This window comes from Streptomyces sulphureus DSM 40104, from assembly GCF_000381025.1.
Classification (GTDB): Bacteria; Actinomycetota; Actinomycetes; order Streptomycetales; family Streptomycetaceae; genus Streptomyces; species Streptomyces sulphureus.
Genome location: NZ_KB905820.1, coordinates 246,944 through 262,672, shown reverse-complemented (window position 1 = coordinate 262,672; position 15,729 = coordinate 246,944). Strand labels below are relative to the sequence as shown.

Annotated in this window: 15 protein-coding genes, 1 pseudogene and 1 riboswitch; of the genes and pseudogenes, 7 read left to right on the top strand and 9 right to left on the bottom strand. The window is 70.3% G+C overall.

Annotated elements, in window-relative coordinates; genetic code table 11:
• Positions 1 to 118: 118 nt before the first annotated feature.
• Positions 119 to 586 carry a GNAT family N-acetyltransferase gene (locus F603_RS0122185; protein ID WP_019548145.1) on the top strand — a complete coding sequence of 156 codons (468 nt, stop codon included), beginning with the start codon at positions 119 to 121 and terminating at the stop codon, positions 584 to 586.
• A gap of 1 nt (position 587) precedes the next feature.
• On the opposite strand, the gene F603_RS0122180 is transcribed toward F603_RS0122185, so the two are convergent.
• The gene (locus F603_RS0122180) at positions 588 to 1,631 is read right to left on the bottom strand and encodes a glycoside hydrolase family 6 protein (RefSeq protein WP_026328632.1); all 1,044 of its coding nucleotides are present in this window, start codon (positions 1,629 to 1,631) and stop codon (positions 588 to 590) included.
• 290 nt (positions 1,632 to 1,921) lie between these two features.
• Positions 1,922 to 2,037: riboswitch (cobalamin riboswitch) on the top strand.
• Between the two features lie 32 nt (positions 2,038 to 2,069).
• Between F603_RS0122180 and F603_RS0122175 the strand changes: the two genes are divergently transcribed.
• Both F603_RS0122175 and F603_RS0122170 read left to right on the top strand, forming a co-directional pair.
• Complete coding sequence (locus F603_RS0122175; RefSeq protein WP_019548143.1) at positions 2,070 to 2,285, top strand: CbtB domain-containing protein; 216 nt, start codon at positions 2,070 to 2,072, stop codon at positions 2,283 to 2,285.
• Between the two features lie 14 nt (positions 2,286 to 2,299).
• Complete coding sequence (locus tag F603_RS0122170) at positions 2,300 to 3,073, top strand: CbtA family protein (RefSeq protein ID WP_019548142.1); 774 nt, start codon at positions 2,300 to 2,302, stop codon at positions 3,071 to 3,073.
• 67 nt (positions 3,074 to 3,140) lie between these two features.
• Here the strand turns inward: F603_RS0122170 and F603_RS0122165 are convergent, their stop codons facing one another.
• Both F603_RS0122165 and F603_RS0122160 read right to left on the bottom strand, forming a co-directional pair.
• Complete coding sequence (locus F603_RS0122165) at positions 3,141 to 3,908, bottom strand: class F sortase (RefSeq protein ID WP_051096306.1); 768 nt, start codon at positions 3,906 to 3,908, stop codon at positions 3,141 to 3,143.
• 206 nt (positions 3,909 to 4,114) lie between these two features.
• A complete protein-coding gene (locus F603_RS0122160) occupies positions 4,115 to 4,894 on the bottom strand; it encodes an HAD-IIA family hydrolase (protein WP_016908518.1) in 780 nt (259 codons plus the stop codon).
• Between the two features lie 221 nt (positions 4,895 to 5,115).
• On the opposite strand from F603_RS0122160, the gene F603_RS0122155 reads away from it, so the two are divergent.
• The 3 genes and pseudogenes from F603_RS0122155 to F603_RS36405 all read left to right on the top strand — a co-directional run bounded on the left by F603_RS0122155 (position 5,116) and on the right by F603_RS36405 (position 6,928).
• Entirely contained in the window at positions 5,116 to 5,376 is a 261-nt protein-coding gene (locus F603_RS0122155; RefSeq protein ID WP_019548140.1) for a hypothetical protein, read from the top strand.
• Between the two features lie 46 nt (positions 5,377 to 5,422).
• Entirely contained in the window at positions 5,423 to 6,508 is a 1,086-nt protein-coding gene (locus F603_RS0122150; protein ID WP_019548139.1) for a Gfo/Idh/MocA family protein, read from the top strand.
• A 13-nt stretch (positions 6,509 to 6,521) separates the two neighbouring features.
• Positions 6,522 to 6,928 (top strand): annotated as a pseudogene (locus F603_RS36405) (DUF397 domain-containing protein).
• A 156-nt stretch (positions 6,929 to 7,084) separates the two neighbouring features.
• On the opposite strand, the gene F603_RS35160 reads toward F603_RS36405, so the two are convergent.
• From F603_RS35160 to F603_RS0122125, 6 genes are all read right to left on the bottom strand, one after another.
• On the bottom strand, positions 7,085 to 7,573 hold the full coding sequence (locus F603_RS35160) for a hypothetical protein (RefSeq protein WP_158678670.1): 489 nt from the start codon (positions 7,571 to 7,573) through the stop codon (positions 7,085 to 7,087).
• Between the two features lie 140 nt (positions 7,574 to 7,713).
• Positions 7,714 to 9,972: a DUF6571 family protein gene (locus F603_RS0122145; protein ID WP_158678669.1), complete on the bottom strand. Its 2,259-nt coding sequence runs from the start codon at positions 9,970 to 9,972 to the stop codon at positions 7,714 to 7,716.
• Between the two features lie 33 nt (positions 9,973 to 10,005).
• The gene (locus tag F603_RS0122140; RefSeq protein WP_019548137.1) at positions 10,006 to 10,425 is read right to left on the bottom strand and encodes a hypothetical protein; all 420 of its coding nucleotides are present in this window, start codon (positions 10,423 to 10,425) and stop codon (positions 10,006 to 10,008) included.
• Positions 10,426 to 10,581: 156 nt separating this feature from the next.
• Positions 10,582 to 12,111, bottom strand: coding sequence for a sodium:solute symporter family protein (locus F603_RS0122135; RefSeq protein ID WP_019548136.1), 1,530 nt, complete (start codon positions 12,109 to 12,111; stop codon positions 10,582 to 10,584).
• A complete protein-coding gene (locus tag F603_RS0122130; protein ID WP_019548135.1) occupies positions 12,108 to 12,350 on the bottom strand; it encodes a DUF3311 domain-containing protein in 243 nt (80 codons plus the stop codon). The genes F603_RS0122135 and F603_RS0122130 overlap by 4 nt, the downstream gene beginning before the upstream one ends.
• 28 nt (positions 12,351 to 12,378) lie before the next feature.
• Complete coding sequence (locus F603_RS0122125) at positions 12,379 to 13,812, bottom strand: DUF445 domain-containing protein (RefSeq protein ID WP_026328631.1); 1,434 nt, start codon at positions 13,810 to 13,812, stop codon at positions 12,379 to 12,381.
• Positions 13,813 to 14,298: 486 nt separating this feature from the next.
• Between F603_RS0122125 and F603_RS0122120 the strand changes: the two genes are divergently transcribed.
• Positions 14,299 to 15,597 (top strand): SGNH/GDSL hydrolase family protein, encoded by a 1,299-nt coding sequence (locus tag F603_RS0122120; RefSeq protein ID WP_019548133.1) that lies wholly within the window; start codon positions 14,299 to 14,301, stop codon positions 15,595 to 15,597.
• The last annotated feature ends 132 nt before the right edge of the window (positions 15,598 to 15,729 follow it).

The window sequence follows — 15,729 nt, the reverse complement described above, 5'->3', positions numbered from 1 at the left end:
CGACTTACCGCCGGCGCACCCCGTAAGCCGTGCCGTCTCACAACTCCGCCGGAAGCGCGCCCTGTTGCGGGCGCTAGGCGCCGGGTTGCGAGCGCGGGATGCTGGCAGAATCGCATGGATGGCGGGCGTGCGCACGGCGACGGAAGAGGACACCGACGGGCTGCTGCGCCTCGCGGCCGAGGTCGAGCAGTGGTTCGGTCCCATGGTCGAAGTGCCCGGCTTCCGGCGGGCGCTGGGCAGGCACCTCGTCCGCGGCACCGCGCTCGTCCGGCCGGGGGCGCAACAGCTCCTGGGCGGAGTGCTCTTCGGTCCCGGCCGACCGGCGCACATCGACTGGCTGGTCGTCACCGAGCAGGCGCGCAGGCGCGGCGTGGGGCGCGCGCTCCTTGCGGAGTGCGTGCGGCGCTTCGTCCGGCCGCCGGGGCGCATCGAGGTCGTGACCTTCGGGGCGGCCCATCCCGGTGCCGAGGCGAGCGGCGCCCGGGCCTTCTACGAACGGCTCGGGTTCTCCCCGGCCGAGCCCGCACCGCCGGGGCCCGAGGGCGGCCCGCGCCAGTTCTACCGGTGCGACGTCCGCCGCGCGTGAACTATCCGGCGTTCCGCGCGAGTTCGAGCGCGTACTTGGGCCACCAGGCGCCGGCCTTGGGCCCGCCCTTGCACTCCCCGTCGGACTCGCCGGGACGCTTGATCCACAGGTAGGCGTCGACGAGGTCGTCGCCCGTGCGCGTCGTCGGCTCCTCGCCGAGCGCCCTGCCGTCCGGGTTGCACCAGGACTCCTCGTCCTCGGCGCCCTTCACGGGGCCGTTGCCGTTGCGGCTGGTGTCGATGACGAACGGCTTGTTGTCGATCATCGCCGAGAGCTTCTTGCCGTACGCCTTGTTGGAGGCCGTCGTCTGGTAATTGGAGACGTTGAGCGCGAAGCCGTCGGCCTCCCCGATGCCGGCGCGCTGCAGCGGCTCGACGAGGCCGCCCGGATCGCGTACCCACAGCGGGTTGCCGGCGTCGAGGTAGACCTTCGTCTTCGGCTTCGCCTTCAGCGTGGTGACGGCTTCCTTCAGAAGCGCGTACCGCTCGTCGTGGAACTTCTGCGGGGTGCACCCGTCGGCGAGCAGGTGCGGCAGCGCGTCGGGTTCGACGACGACGGTCGCCTCCCGGTCGCCGATTCCCTCGGCGACGGCGTCGACGAACTCGCGGTACTCGTCGGCGTCGCCTGCGCCGCCCTGCGAGTACTGGCCGCAGTCGCGGTGCGGGATGTTGTAGACGACGAGCAGGGCGCTGCGGTCGGCCTTCTCGGCCGCCTTGGTGAGCTGCTCGGTCTGCGCCTTCGCGTCCTCGGGTCGCACCCACTCGGCCATCGGCTGGCTCGCGATGCGCTCGATGAGCTTCGCGTTGGCGCCGTCGTCGTCCTCCCGGTACTCGGCGGCCTGTTGGGCCGCCTTACCCTCCGGGTTGACCCAGTAGGGAGCCTCCGACTTCGGCCGCTGTTTCTCCTGCGGCTTCCCGGCGTCGTCGTCGGAATCCCCGGAGGAGGAGCAGCCGGCCAGCAGCAGGGCCGACCCCGCCACCGCGGTGCCCGCGACCAACCGAGCCCGGGCACCGCGGTGTCCGCGGCCGCCGTGACTGCCGTACATCGACTCCCCCTCGGGTGGTGACTGCACCTCGACCGGCTTCCGGACGGAACCGCCCCACGGCCGGCACCAGTTGTGCCGCCGACGACTGCTCCGGCCCCCCTGAGCACCTGTGGCTTGCGGCCATCGTGTCACACGGGACGGCGCCTGAGGCGGGCACCGAGAGGTTGTGGAGATCCCGTTACGGTCGGCTGCGTCCGCCATGTACCCCTGCTGAGCAGGGCGCCCCGGTACTGCTCACATCGAGGCGCCGTTGACATGCTCACCCGGTGGTGCCACTGTCCGAGCCACACATGTTCATACGGGGCGACGGTGCGCAGGAACCCGGTGCGATTCCGGGACGGTCCCGCCACTGTGACCGCTGCACGGCAGCGGGAGTCAGGAACTGACCCGTCGCTTCTCCACCGATGGGGCGTGGTAACCCCAGGAGGAGGTTCTGCGATGTCCTCGCACACCGCCGGCACGGCCGCACCGGACGCGGGCTCGGCCACCGTACGCGCCAGGGATCTGATGATCGCCGTCGCCGCCGCGCTCGTCGCGCTGCTCGCGCTCTACGCCGTCTTCGTCGACAACGGCAACCTCGTCTCCGCCACCGGCGAGTACCTCCACGAGTTCTCCCACGACGGCCGCCACCTCTTCGGCGCCCCGTGCCACTGACGGGGAGGCGGACCATGAGCGACAACTCCACCCCGGTCCAAGCGCCGACTCCCCTGCCGCTGCTGCCCGTTCTCGGCCGCGGCGTCCTCGCGGGCGGCGCCGCGGGGCTCGTGACAGGACTCTTCGCGCTGCTGCTCGCCGAGCCGCTGATGGACAAGGCGATCGTCGCCGAGGAGAAGCGGGCGGCTGCCGAAGAGGCGGCGGCCGGGCACGTGCACGCCGCCGAGGAGGAGCTCTTCACCCGCGGCACGCAGCACTTCGGGCTCGTCGTCACCGCCGTCGTCGTGGGGCTCGCCGTCGGCGTCTTCTTCGCGCTCGTCCACGCGGCCGTCCACCGCGGGAGGCCGGCGGAGGGCGACGGGCCGTGGCGGAGGGCGCTGCTCCTCGCCGGCGCCGGGTTCCTCGCGCTCTCGCTGCTGCCGGGGCTGCGGTACCCGGCCAACCCGCCGGGCGTGGGCGACGGCGGGACGGTGAGCGAGCGGCAGGCACTGTGGGTCGCCGCGCTCGCCGTGGGCGTCCTCGGAACGGTGCTCGCCTGGCAGGTGCAACTGCGCCTGGCGCGGGCGGGGTTCGGCGCGCCCGTTCGGCACACGGCGGCCGCCGGCGCGGTCGTCCTCACCGTCGTCGCGCTCTTCCTGCTGCCGTCCAACCCGGACCCCGTCCCCGTCGCACCGACGCTGCTCTGGGACTTCCGGGTGCTCTCGCTCGCCGGGCACGCCGTGCTCTGGGCGTGCCTCGGCGGCGTCTTCGGCGCGCTCGGCCTTGGACGGACCTCCAAAACGGGCTGACCCCCGGACGTACGCCGCCGTACCGCGGAGGGCCTACCGCGGTACGGCGGCGTATCGGCACCGGCACTCAGCTCTTCCGCACCCCCGTCAGATACGCCGAGACCATCACGTCGGCGCCCGGCCCGCCCTCCTGCGTGCAGGCGAGCACGCGGAGTTCGGCGCGGTGCGCCCCGCCGTGCGGCGCGGGCCCGCCGAGCGGGTCCTGCGGGCCTCCGGCCGGCTGCGAGGGGTACGGGCCGCCGGTGAGGCTCCCGCACTCCACCGACTGGCGCTTGGCGACGGTGAATTCGGCGCGGGACCCGCCACGCTCCACGCCGACCCGCTGCCCCGGCCGGACCCCCGCCAGCCCGGCGAGGGCGCCGGCGTCCGACCGGCCCACCAGCAGCGCCGTCCCGTCGGCGCCCGGCACGGGCCCACCGCTGTACCAACCGACGGCGTCCGGGCGGCCGTTCGGCACCAGCCGCGCTCCCTCGTCACCGGGCACCACGGGGGCGCGCACCCCGAGGCTCTCGATGACCAGTGTCCGCGGCACGGCCCCGCCGGCGAGCGGCTCGTGCGCCCCCGGCCGCGGACGCTCAGGACCGCTCTGCGGCCCCTCGGCGTACGGACGCCCCTCGGCCGTGCCCCCCGAGACGCGGTGCTCCGGCCCTCCCCCTGCCAGGCGTCCCGCTTCGGCAAGGCTGCCGGGCAGTCCGGCGAGCGGACCGCCGGCGTGGAGCGACGTGGCACCGCGCGCGAACACCCAGGCGGCGAGGAGCAGGAGAACCCACCCGGCGGCGAAGAGCACCCGCCGGCGCACCGATCTGCCGCGGCACGCGGCCCGTTGCTCGGACAAGCCGGCTCACCCCTCTCCCGCACACCGCGCCGCACCGGCGCGACCGCGGGGCGGCGCGTAGGGGATCGCCCCGCACCCGTCGAGGGGCGCAAGGCAGCGGGCAGCGGACACGAGCGACACGGAACCTCCCGAGCAGTCGGTACCCCCGACGCTGCAAGCCCCGCAGCCCGCCCGCATCCCGGGCTACTCCGTACGGAGCCCCCGGCTCAGACGAGGTCGACGAGCTCCGCGATCGAGTCGACGACGTTGGACGGACGGAAGGGGAAGCGCTCGACGGAGTCGGCCTTGGTCAGCCCGGTGAGCACGAGGAACGTCTCCAGCCCCGCCTCCATGCCGGCCCGCACGTCGGTGTCCATCCGGTCGCCGATCATCGCCGTGGTCTCGGAGTGCGCGCCGATCGCGTTGAGCCCCGCGCGCATCATCAGCGGGTTGGGCTTGCCGACGAAGTACGGCTCCTGTCCCGTCGCCTTGGTGATCAGCGCCGCGACCGAGCCCGTCGCGGGGAGGGCGCCCTCGGCGGAGGGGCCCGTCTCGTCGGGGTTGGTCGCGATGAAGCGGGCGCCGGCGTTGATGAGGCGGATCGCGCGGGTGAGCGCCTCGAAGCTGTACGTGCGCGTCTCGCCGAGGACGACGTAGTCGGGCTCCTGGTCGGAGAGGACGTAGCCGATGTCGTGGAGCGCCGTCGTCAGTCCGGCCTCCCCGATGACGTACGCGGTGCCGTGGGGGCGCTGGTCGTCGAGGAACTGGGCGGTGGCGAGCGCCGAGGTCCAGATGTTCTCGGTGGGGACGTGGAGCCCGATGCGGCTGAGGCGGGCGGTCAGGTCGCGCGGGGTGTGTATCGAGTTGTTGGTGAGCACGAGGAAGGAGCGCCCGGACTCCTTGAGGCGCTTGATGAAGGAGTCTGCGCCGGGGACCGGGATGCCCTCGTGCATCAGCACACCGTCCATGTCGGTGAGCCAGGACTCGATGGGTTTGCGCTCTGCCACGTGCGGGCTCCCTGCCGGTCGACGTCGAAGGTGCGCCCGAGCCGCCCGGACCCGGGGCTTCAGCGTAACCGGAGGGGTGCGGGCGGGCTCCCGCTGCGGGGCCCCGACCTCGCGGGCGGCGAGGATGCGCCAAGCGGTCCTTCTCACGCACCGCGCCCGTTAGCGTGCCGTACGTACGGGGCATGAGGTCGACTCGGCTGATTCTTCGGGAGGTGCCTGCTATGGGCGAGGTGGGTGGGTCCGCCGGCGTGGAAGCGGAGGCTCCGCAGAGGCTTCTCCGTGAGGGCGACGGGTTGGCGGCGGCGGGCCTCGCCTGCGGGGTGCTCGCCTTCTTCGCCTTCGGGATCATCCTCGGGACGTCGGCGCTGGTCCTCGGCGCGCTCGCGCACGACGTGCGGCCCTCGTGGTTCGCGAAGAGCGCGTTCGCGGCCGGCATCGTCGCGCTGCTGTGGTCGTTCCTCTTCCTCGCCGTCGGGGGCTGAACCGGCGCGGGCTGCGGTCCCCGGCGGACACTGGGAGACTCGGCACATGAACGCACCGCCCCCAGGAGAGCTCCGCGCCGGCCTCATCGGCTACGGCACAGCGGGCCGCTACTTCCACGCCCCGCTCCTCGCCTCCGTCGACGGCATCGGCGTCTCCGCCGTCGTCACCTCGGACGCCGGGCGCGCGGCACAGGCGGTCGAGGAACTCGGCCCGCAGTTGCGCGTCTTCGACACCGCGGACGAACTCCTCGCCCGTACCGAGGAGTTGGACCTCGTGGTCATCGCCTCACCGAACCGCACCCATGTGCCGCTCGCACGGCGCGCGTTGGAGGCCGGCCTCCATGTCGTCGTCGACAAGCCGCTCGCACCGACGGCCCAGGAGGCGGTGGAACTCGGTGAGTTGGCCGAAGGCAAGGGGCTGCTTCTCTCCGCCTTCCAGAACCGCCGCTGGGACAACGACTTCCGCACCCTCGCCGCGCTGCTGGAGCGCGGGGCGCTCGGCGACGTCCACCGCTTCGAGTCGCGGTTCGAGCGCTGGCGCCCGCAACCCAAGGGCGGCTGGCGGGAGTCGGGCGACCCCGAGGAGTTCGGCGGCCTGCTCTACGACCTCGGCAGCCACCTCGTCGACCAGGCGCTCGTGCTCTTCGGCCCCGTCGCCGCCGTCTACGCCGAGGTGGACACCCGCCGCGCAGCCGCCGAAGCCGACGACGACGTCTTCCTCGCGCTCACCCACGCCTCAGGCGTCCGCAGCCACCTGTGGGCGAGCTCGACGGCCGCCCAACACGGCGCGCGCTTCCGCGCGTTGGGAAGCGCGGCCGCCTACGTGAAGTACGGGCTCGACCCGCAGGAGGCGGCGCTCCGCGCGGGGGCGCGCCCGGCACCCGACATGCCGTGGGGCGTCGAGCCCGACCCGGCGTGGGGCATGCTCGGCACCGTCGACGAGGCCCACCCCGTCCCGAGCCTCGACGGCGACTACCCGGCGTACTACCGCGGCGTCGTCCGCTCCCTGCGCGAGGGCACCCCGCCACCGGTCACCGCCTGGGACGCCGCCACCACCCTGGAGGTCCTCCAGGCGGCGCGCACCTCCGCGGCGAACGGCTGCCGGGTGCTGATCGGGGAGGCACGGGGCTGACCAACGGGGGTGTGTGCGCGGCCTGTTGCGCGCACGGAAGCCAGGTGCGCTCAAGGGGCGGGACCGCAGCTTCTCCAGCGTGACCGGCGGCGCGGCCCGGCGGGACGTCCTACCGGAGCCGCCCGTCGGTGGCCGCAGGGGAACTCGCTGTCCATGCCGGAAGCGGGCTGCCTTCGGCTCATACTTCTCAGTAACGGCGTGGGAACGGGATGTCATTGCACCCTCGGTAACCTCCCCCTGCTGCGGCAGGCCCTTGACGTGGTTCACGTCCAGCCACAGCAACAGCGAGGACGGCGCCTGCGTCGAGGTAGCCGCCTGCCCCGCACCGTCCACGTCCGCGACTCGAAGGACCGCACTGTCCCCGAACTCGTCGTCCCCGCCGACGCCTGGGCCGCCTTCCTCCCACACAGCGGCGCCTGATCACCGACGGCCCGGAGCGTCACCTCAGCCGTCTGCCTTCTCCCGACCGCAAGCCGGAGAAGACAGGCGGCTGACGACGGGCCGCACTCGTCAAGCCCACTGCATCGCCCTGGGTTGCGGCCCAGCACCCCCGTCTTCCGGACCGCACACTCCTACTCAACCGTTCCGCACCGGCTCCGCGCAGGGCAACTCATCTGCCACTCCCTCAGCCACAGCCAGCATCAGCTTCCCCAACACCTTGTGTGCGGTGCCCTTCTCACGCCCGTCGAACAGAGAATAGGGAACATCAAGACTTAGAGTGAAGCGATCTGGCACTTTCTCGTTACCGACCAATTTCGGCTCATGCTTCGCCCTGCACTCAACTACCGACTCCGCTCCCGATTTATAAGTGTAGACGCTGTACCTATCACTATAACGCTGCGGCTTTCCACCCTGCTTCTTTACGTTGACACGTGGATTCACCGCACTACTCTCCCGGAAGTGCCAGTTCCCACGCAGCCAGAGTCTTTCCGACACCTCCCCGGGGCTGCCTACGTAGTAGATGCACAAGTTGGTGCCAAAATCCTTGACTTTCCAGTCGGATGGAGGATCTGAATGCAGTTCTTCACCTGGACCAAACACTGGCGCATACAGCCTCTTCGGCAAGTCGAGTCCACAGAAAGATTCAGGAACATCGTAGGAGCGCGCCGCCCCTACTCCGGAACAGCCTGCGAAAAATAGAACTGCACACGCGACGCCCGAAAGGACGCTGGAGCACCTCCGTCGCATTCCACTACCTGTCCTCTTCAGTCATCGGAGCGATCGCGCTCCTCACCGGACCCTTGGCTGAAGGAACTGCTGACTTGCTTACCTGACGCCGCGTCCTCCGCGTCAACCAGGTCCACCTTCACACCGTTATCCTTGAGTGCCTTACGCATGGCCATATCTGCAAATTTCTTCGCCGCATCCTTTGAATCACTGAATTGACTTTTCCCTTTCGCCTGGGCCTCCTCTTCCGAAATCGGAGCGTCCTCTTTGGCGTGCGCGGAGATCATCTCGCTTATTTCTTCCCGGGCCCAGTCCCCGCCCGGTACGCGATCCGAACCGATGGCCACCACCCTGTTTGCCCATTTCTCAGCCTCGTCAACGGAGGAATTGAAGTCCCGCATCTCTGCAACTTTTTCTTCGTAAACTGCCTGCGCTTTGGCTTCACTCATTACCCCAGCAATCTCCGCTCCTTCCTTCACGTGATGCCCAGCAATTCGCTCGACCTCTTGCTGGCGAACCGTCTCGGGCAACTTCTTCAGACTGTCGTCCGAATATGCTTCATTGAGACGTTCGACGGTCAAAGCATCCTGTGAAGACGTGATTGCCTTGTAGGCTTCCGGATCTTTCCCGAGTACGGCCAGGAAGGCCTTTACCTCGGCCTCGTCCATGCCCTGCGCACCCTGCGAGGGAATTTTTTCGTACGCGTTGATCGCATGCTGGAGATCCCCGGGGTAGTCAGCAGCGATAGCACCGAGGGTAGGCCTGAGAGCCGCCATACGTCCGCCTTCTTCGGCCAAGGAACGGTCACTTCCGACAACGTGGACAGCCTCCTTGAACACTTCAGCGTTGGCGGCCGAGTGCCGCGGACCCGGTTGGTCCGCCGGAGTATCGGGCAACCGCCCCGTCGCCCCGGCCTCCAGCGCCTCGTCGAATCCGGGGTGTGCGTCGCCGCCGTTCCCCGGCCAGTCACGGTGCTTGAGAAGGTCCTCCAGTCGTTCGTTCCCGGGATTGCCGGAGTCCGTCGGATCAGGGTCCGTCTTGGGATTCAGGTACGCCGCAGCGGTGTCCGGATCGTCCGCCATCATCCCCAGCAGGCCGTCGAGGGGATCGCGCTCGTCCACGAACCAGCCCTCGTAGCCGAACCCGTCTCCGTCGACCCCTGGAATTCGCGAGACGGAAGGATGGTCTTCCTCCGCCGCACGGACGTCGTCAGCCACGTCCATGAGTACTTGCGGGGAGTATCCGTCCCCGTCCTTCATCAGGTCGACCAGGGACTGGTACCCCGACACCGTCGTGTGGGTTCCTGGCCCCTTGCCGTCCGGGTCCGCCTGTGTGCGGAAACGCTGGGTTCCTGCATCGCGCATACCCTCGCGCCAGTGTTGGTACCACTTGCCATCCTCGGTCTGTACCCACTGACGAAAACGTGCGTTGTACGCGGGCGTCCCTACGGTCAGCGCCTTTCCGTCCGGCCCCTCGAACTGCGGAACGTGCGTGGCCGTTGCCACTGAATCCGCCAACCCCTGCCGGACGCCTGCGAGCTGCGCACGGTGTGAGCCGGAGCCCGAGTCCAGTTGGTCGTTGAGCTGAGTGTTCAGGCGCAACGTGTCTTCCGGTCCCAGGCTGTCCAGCAGCTCTCGGCTGAACTCCTTGTCGTCCGAGTTCGTGCGGATGAGCGTGTACAGTTCCGAGAGCTGTGCGTCCGTCAGGTGTTCGCGGTTCTCCAGCTTTTCGGCCAGCTTGGCTGCACGTTTTGCTGCGTATTCCTGGACGTCGTCCGTGGGAACACGTTTGTAGTCACTCTCGGAAGGACGTATCGCAGCCTTCAGGGCCAACCGTATCTCGCGGTCCTGCTCGGCCGCCTCGCTCACTGCCTTGTCTATGTAGCGGTTCCAACTGGCTTCCGACTCCCGGGTGTTGGGATCACGGAGCACGGCCTGGCGTTCTTCGGGATCTTCTATGTCCTCCAGGTTCAACTTGCAGCGGCCGTACGCATCCACTTTCATCCCTGCTTCGCGCGCCTTGCCGGCCGCCTTCTCCACTTGCCCCTTGGCTTTTTGCAGCGTCTCGTGCGCGTCGTCCAGCAGGTTGGCAACGCCTCGTGCGCGGTTCTTGAGCGCAGTGAACTCCAAGCGCACCTTTTTGGACGACTCACGAAAGGCCTGCGCCGACTCCCCGTGCCAACGGGACAAGCGACCACGCACATGCTTGTCGTAGTCGCTCCGCACCTCGCCGACATCACCGCTCATGGTGCGCCACTTTTTGGCTGCGCTGGTGAGAGAGCTGAAGTCAGCGTTCACGATGTCATGATAGGTAAGGTCCACCTCAGGTCCTCAGAGGTCGTCGAGTACGCTTCGAGGTCTCGAGTGCGTCGGCAAGATCGGCCCTTTGGGTGGCCTCAGCTCGAATCCGTCCCCGGTCTTGACATCCTGCCCCTGAAAGAGATTCCCGGTGCTCCGGAGGGCTTTCATCTGGTTGTGCAACAGCCGCCGGACGTCCGTGACTTGCTGCTCCCACTCCTCGGAGCAATGAGCAACACCCTTCCCCGTCTCCCATTTCGAGATCGGTCCGCTACTCCCGTCCTCGCCGGATACCGCTTCGGAGGTCTTGTCCGCCCCCCGGCCGGCCTTCGCGAACGCCGGCTCCAACTCGTCGTCCATGTACCGAGCCACTGACTTCTTTAGCTGCGGTGTGACAGCGAGCGAACTGTCATCACCCGCTCCGTCCTGACCTTGCTTGTTGTCCTTGCTCACGGCACACACCTCCTCCCGACGATTCTCCCCGCGACTGCCGACCACCGCAGCAGTTTCGTCGAGTGCATGCAGTCCCCACTCAAGCGCAAGAGGGACGAGGGCAACGAAGTTGTCCGCCCGAAGTGGCCTCTGGAAATGGCCCGTAGCCGTTTTCCCCTACAGCGATTCCCGACCCCCCGCCGACACCCCCGCGTCCTCCGGCTCCCCACCCCCCAGATCGGACGCGAGGACCTCCCCGTCCGGCCGACGGTCGTCCCGACCCCGCGGGCCCAGCCACGTGACGACGAGCGCGACCGCGAGGTTGCAACCCAGCGCGAGGAGGCCGGCGTTGACGCCCCGCAGCGGATCGTGCCCCGTGAAGACGAGGGCGCAGACGACGCCGACGCCGACCGCGAGCCCGCTCAGCGCCCCCGGCAGCGTGAACCGGCGCCACACCAGCCCCAGCAGGATCAGCGGGACGAGCTGCGCCATGCCCTCGTAGCTGATGAGGGAGAGCCGCACCAGCGTGTTGGGCGCCGTGTAGGTGAGCACCAGCGCCAGCAACCCCGAGACGACGACCACGAGTTGGGACCAGAGCTTCTGCCGCGTGGCGAGCCGCGGCACGGCGCCCAGTACGCTCCGTCCCCACATCGTCCCGATCACCAGCATGAAGACGGCCATCGGAACGATCGACGAAAGCGCGGCCGCCACCCCGACGATCCCCACGACCCACCCGGGCAGCGAGTCGATCACGAGCTTGAAGAGCGCCAGGTTGGAGTCGGCACCCGCGAGCTCGGGCACGACGAAGAGCGCGGCGAGGCCGAGCAGCATCGGCACGAAGAGCAGCACGTTGTAGAAGGGCAGCCAGACCGCGTTCCGCCGGAGCGCCTCGGCGTTGCGTGCGCCGAGGTAGCCGGCGACCGTCGTCGGAAAGATCACCACCGTGAGGGAGTTGAGGAGGCTCGTGGAGATGAACCACCCCTCCCCCAGGCCCCCGGAGTCGTGCCCGGGGAAGGTGAGCCACTCCCCCTTCTCCTCGACGAGCCGGGAGAGCAGCTCGCCGTAGCCGCCGAAGTAGTGCAGCGGCACGAAGACGACGAGGAACCCGAGCGTCAGCACCACGAGCACGTCCTTGAGCACCGACACCCAGGCGCTCCCCCGCAACCCGCTGAGCACGACGAACCCCGTCGTCACCGCGAACGCCAGGAAGTACGCCCAGTTGAGGCTGATCGCCCCGTAGGAGACCGTCGAGACGACGACGCCCATCCCGGTGATCTGGAGTTGGATGTACGGCAGCAGGAAGACGGTGGCGAGCACCGCGACCCCGCCGCCGAGCCACCGCCTCCCGTACCGGTGCGCGACGATGTCGGTGATCCCGACGAGCCCGTGCCGCCTCGCGTAGGACCAGAGCATCGGCCCGACGACGTAACCGAGCGCGTACCCGAGCGACATGTAGGCGACGACGTACAGCACGGGCGCCCCGAAGTCGTAGCCCCACCCGGCGGCTCCGAGGTAACTGAAGCTGGTGTACCCCTCGCCCGCCATCAGGACCCAGATGAAGACGGTTCCGAGGCTCCGCCCGCCCACCGACCAGTCCGCGAGCCCGCCGCCCTTCGCACGCCCGCGCGTCGAGAGCAGCCCCAGCACGACGGTGAGGACGAGGAACCCGGCGAGGATGCCGGTGGAGACGACCGCGTCGGTGCTCAACTCCCCTCCCCGGACGCGGAGTCGGAGCCCGCACGCCGACGCGCCTCGCGCACGCGGCGCCGGTCGGCGCGGTGGGCGAGGTGGACGAGCGGCGGCGTCGCGAGCGTCGCGAAGAGCAGCCAGCAGACGAGGAAGGGGACGCCGAAGAGCGTCGGCTGCACCCGGTTCACCAACGGAACGGCGGCAAGGTACAGCGCGTAGGGGGCGAGCAGCCAGAGGAGCTGCGGACGGGTACGCACGGCAGGCGATCCTAGGCGGCGCCTGCGGTCACACGCCGAAGAACCCGGCAACGGTGTAAAGGCCGAGCCCCGCGAGCGCACCGACGACGGTGCCGTTGATCCGGATGAACTGGAGGTCCCTGCCGACCTGGTTCTCGATCTTCCGCGTCGTCTGCTCGGCGTCCCATCCCGCGACGGTCTCCGAGATGAGCGAGGTGATCTCGGCGCGGTAGGTGGTGACGAGGTGGACGGCGACGCCCTCGACCCACCCGTCGATCTTGCGTCGGAGCTGCTCGTCGGCCGACATCCGCCCGCCGAGCGAGAGGAGTCCGTCCCGCGCGCGCATCCGGAGTTGGCTCCGCTCGTCCTCGGCGGCGGCGACGAGCATCCCGCGCACCGCGCTCCACGCCGAGTCGATGAGCTCCTGCACCTCGGGCCGGCCGAGGAGGTCGCTCTTGAGCCGCTCGACACGTGCCCGGGTGGCGGGGTCCTCGCGCAGCTCGCGCGCGAAGTCGGCGAGGAAGCGGTCGAGCGCACCGCGCGCCGGGTGGTCGGGCGAGTCCCTCATCTCCGTGACGAAGCGCAGGAGTTCGCGGTAGACCCGCTCGCCGACCCGCCGGTCGACGAACCGCGGCGTCCACCCGGGCGCCCCCGACTCGACGGCCTGGAGCACCGAGTCGCTGTGCACCTCCAGCCACTCGGCGGCCCTGGCGCAGACGAGGTCGACGACGCGGCGGTGCCCCCCGTCGGCGACGATCCGCGCGAGGAGCGTCCCCAGCCCGGGAGCGATCTCCTGGCTCCGCGCCCTGCGGGTGATCGCCTCGCTGACGACGATCCGCACGTCCGAGTCGCGCAGGACGGTGAGCGTGCCGCGGAGCGCCGTCGCCAACTCCGCCGTGACGCGGTCGGCGTTCCCCGGCTCGGCGAGCCACGCGCCGAGCCGGTCCCCGATCCCGACGGCGCCGAGGCGCGTCCGCACGACCTCCTCGGAGAGGAAGTTCTCGCCGACGAACTCGCCGAGGCTCGTGCCCAGTTGGTCCTTCTTCGTCGGGATGATGGCGGTGTGCGGGATCGGCAGCCCCAGCGGCCGGCGGAAGAGCGCCGTGACCGCGAACCAGTCGGCGAGCGCCCCCACCATCCCGGCCTCGGCCGCCGCGGCGACGTATCCCGTCCAGCCGCCCGCCCCCGCGTGACCCGCCCACTTGGCGAGTACGAAGACGACGGCCATCAGCAGGAGCGCCCCCGTGGCGATCGTCTTCATCCGACGCACCCCGCGGCGCCGCTCGGCCTCCGCCTCGGCGCTGCCCCGGGAGGCGGGCGCACTCGGGCCACGCGGCGCGGGCCCGGCCGTGCCGTTGCCGGGGTCCCCGCTCTCGCCAACGCCCTTGCGCGGGGCGCCGTTTCCGGCCACTCCGGCTCCGGAGGGTGCACCCGCGTGAGCATTGTCACGACCGGTGTCCTCGCTCGCGCTCCTCGGCTCCATCGACTCCGCCCTCGCCGCGGTCCCGCGACCGCGCTCCACTCGAACCGGCCGCCCTTCCGGCCGCCGGCCGGGGCGTTCGTGCAGGTCCGCCCCGGTGGCGTCCGGATTCGGACGCCGTCTCGGCCGCCCGTGCGACGATCCTGGAGAGTCCTGGACCAGGCCGGGCGGCCCGGCCCATTCTCCCTCTACCCGAGGCGGCTCCCCGAAGTCCGCCGCCCGGGGAGGGAACGGCACAGGTGACTCCTGCGTCTGTGACGGCGGAACGACATGGACGCGTCCCGTCCCGCACGCACCAGGCGCGGGCACTCGGCGTACGCACACGGCAAGGCATCGCAGGGTGCCGGAAGGAGGGCCCGCCATCGGCCGTATCCCCTCGCGCCCCGTGCGAACTCCGTACCGGATCGTGGGATCATGACACCGCTGATCATCCCGGAGGCCCCTGCGGGCCCCGCCAGTTGAGGAGAGTCCCCGCGCGTGACCAGGAACATGGGTTATGCCCTGCTCGCCGGCCTAGCGGCGATCGTGGTCCTCGTGTCGACCGCCATCTTCATCGGCGTCGGCAACACCGACGCAGGGCTGGACTCGGGTTCCCCGCAGGCGCGCAACTCCGCCGCCCCCGCCTCCTCGGGCAACTGGGTCGGCTCCTGGTCGGCGTCGCCCGTCGCCGCCGAGCCCGGCACCCAGGACGGCTTCATGGACATGTCCATACGCAACGTCGTCCACACTTCCGTCGGCGGCACCGGCGCACGCATCCGGCTCTCCAACACCTACGGCAACCGCCCCCTGGTGATCTCGCACGCGACGCTCGCGCTCGCCGCGGCCCCCAGCAACCCGACGGCCGCCGCCGGCACCATGCGCCGGCTCAGCTTCGGCGACCGCGAGTCGGTGACGATCCCCGCCGGGCAGGAGATCACCAGCGACGCCGTACGCCTCAACGTCCCGCACGCCGCCGACCTCCTCGTCACCACCTACTCGCCCGAGCCCTCCGGCCCCGTCTCCTACCATCCGTACGCGCGCCAGACCAGCTACGTCGCCCAGGGCGACCGCGCCGACGAGACCTCGGGGACCGCGTTCACCCAGCAGAGCCCGTACTGGCGCTACCTCACGGGCGTCGACGTCTGGTCGGCGGAGACCGAGGGCGCCGTCGCCGTCCTCGGCGACTCCATCACCGACGGCATCACCTCCAGCCCCGGCGCCAACCGCCGCTGGACCGACTTCCTCGCCGAACGGCTGCGGACCGAGCGCGGCGCACCGCGCTACAGCGTCCTCAACTCCGGCGTCAGCGGGAACCGCGTCCTCATCAACGGCAGCAAGTACTCGCCGAACAACGGCCCGAGCGCCCTGGAGCGCATGAACCGCGACGTCCTCTCGCGCACCGGCGTCCGCACCGTCGTCGTGGAGATGGGGCTCAACGACATCATCAAGCCGCCTCGGCAGCGCAACCCCGACCGGATCGTGGAGGGCCTGCGCCAGATCGTCGGGCAGGCCCACGCGCGCGGGCTCCGCGTCGTCGGCGCCACCCTCACGCCCTTCGGCGGCCACCGCGGCTTCCGGCCCCACCTCGACCAGGTGCGCCAGCAGGTCAACGAGCAGATCCGCGAGGGCAAGGTCTTCGACGCCGTCGTCGACTTCGACGCGGCCCTCCGCGACCCCGCGCACCCCGAACGCCTGCGCGCCGCCTACGACTCGGGCGACCACCTCCACCCGAGCGACAACGGCTACCGCGCCATGGCGGAGACGCTCGACCTCAAGCTCCTCAAGGGCTCGGGTCCCGCGAAGCTCTGACCCCTCAGCCGGTACGCCCCGCGTACATGCGCGCGATCACGTCCTCGATCGCCGGCTCCTGCACCGACAGGTCGACGAGCGGGTACTCCGCCGCCACCTTCGCCACGAGCGGCGCGGCGCTCGCCGAGGCCG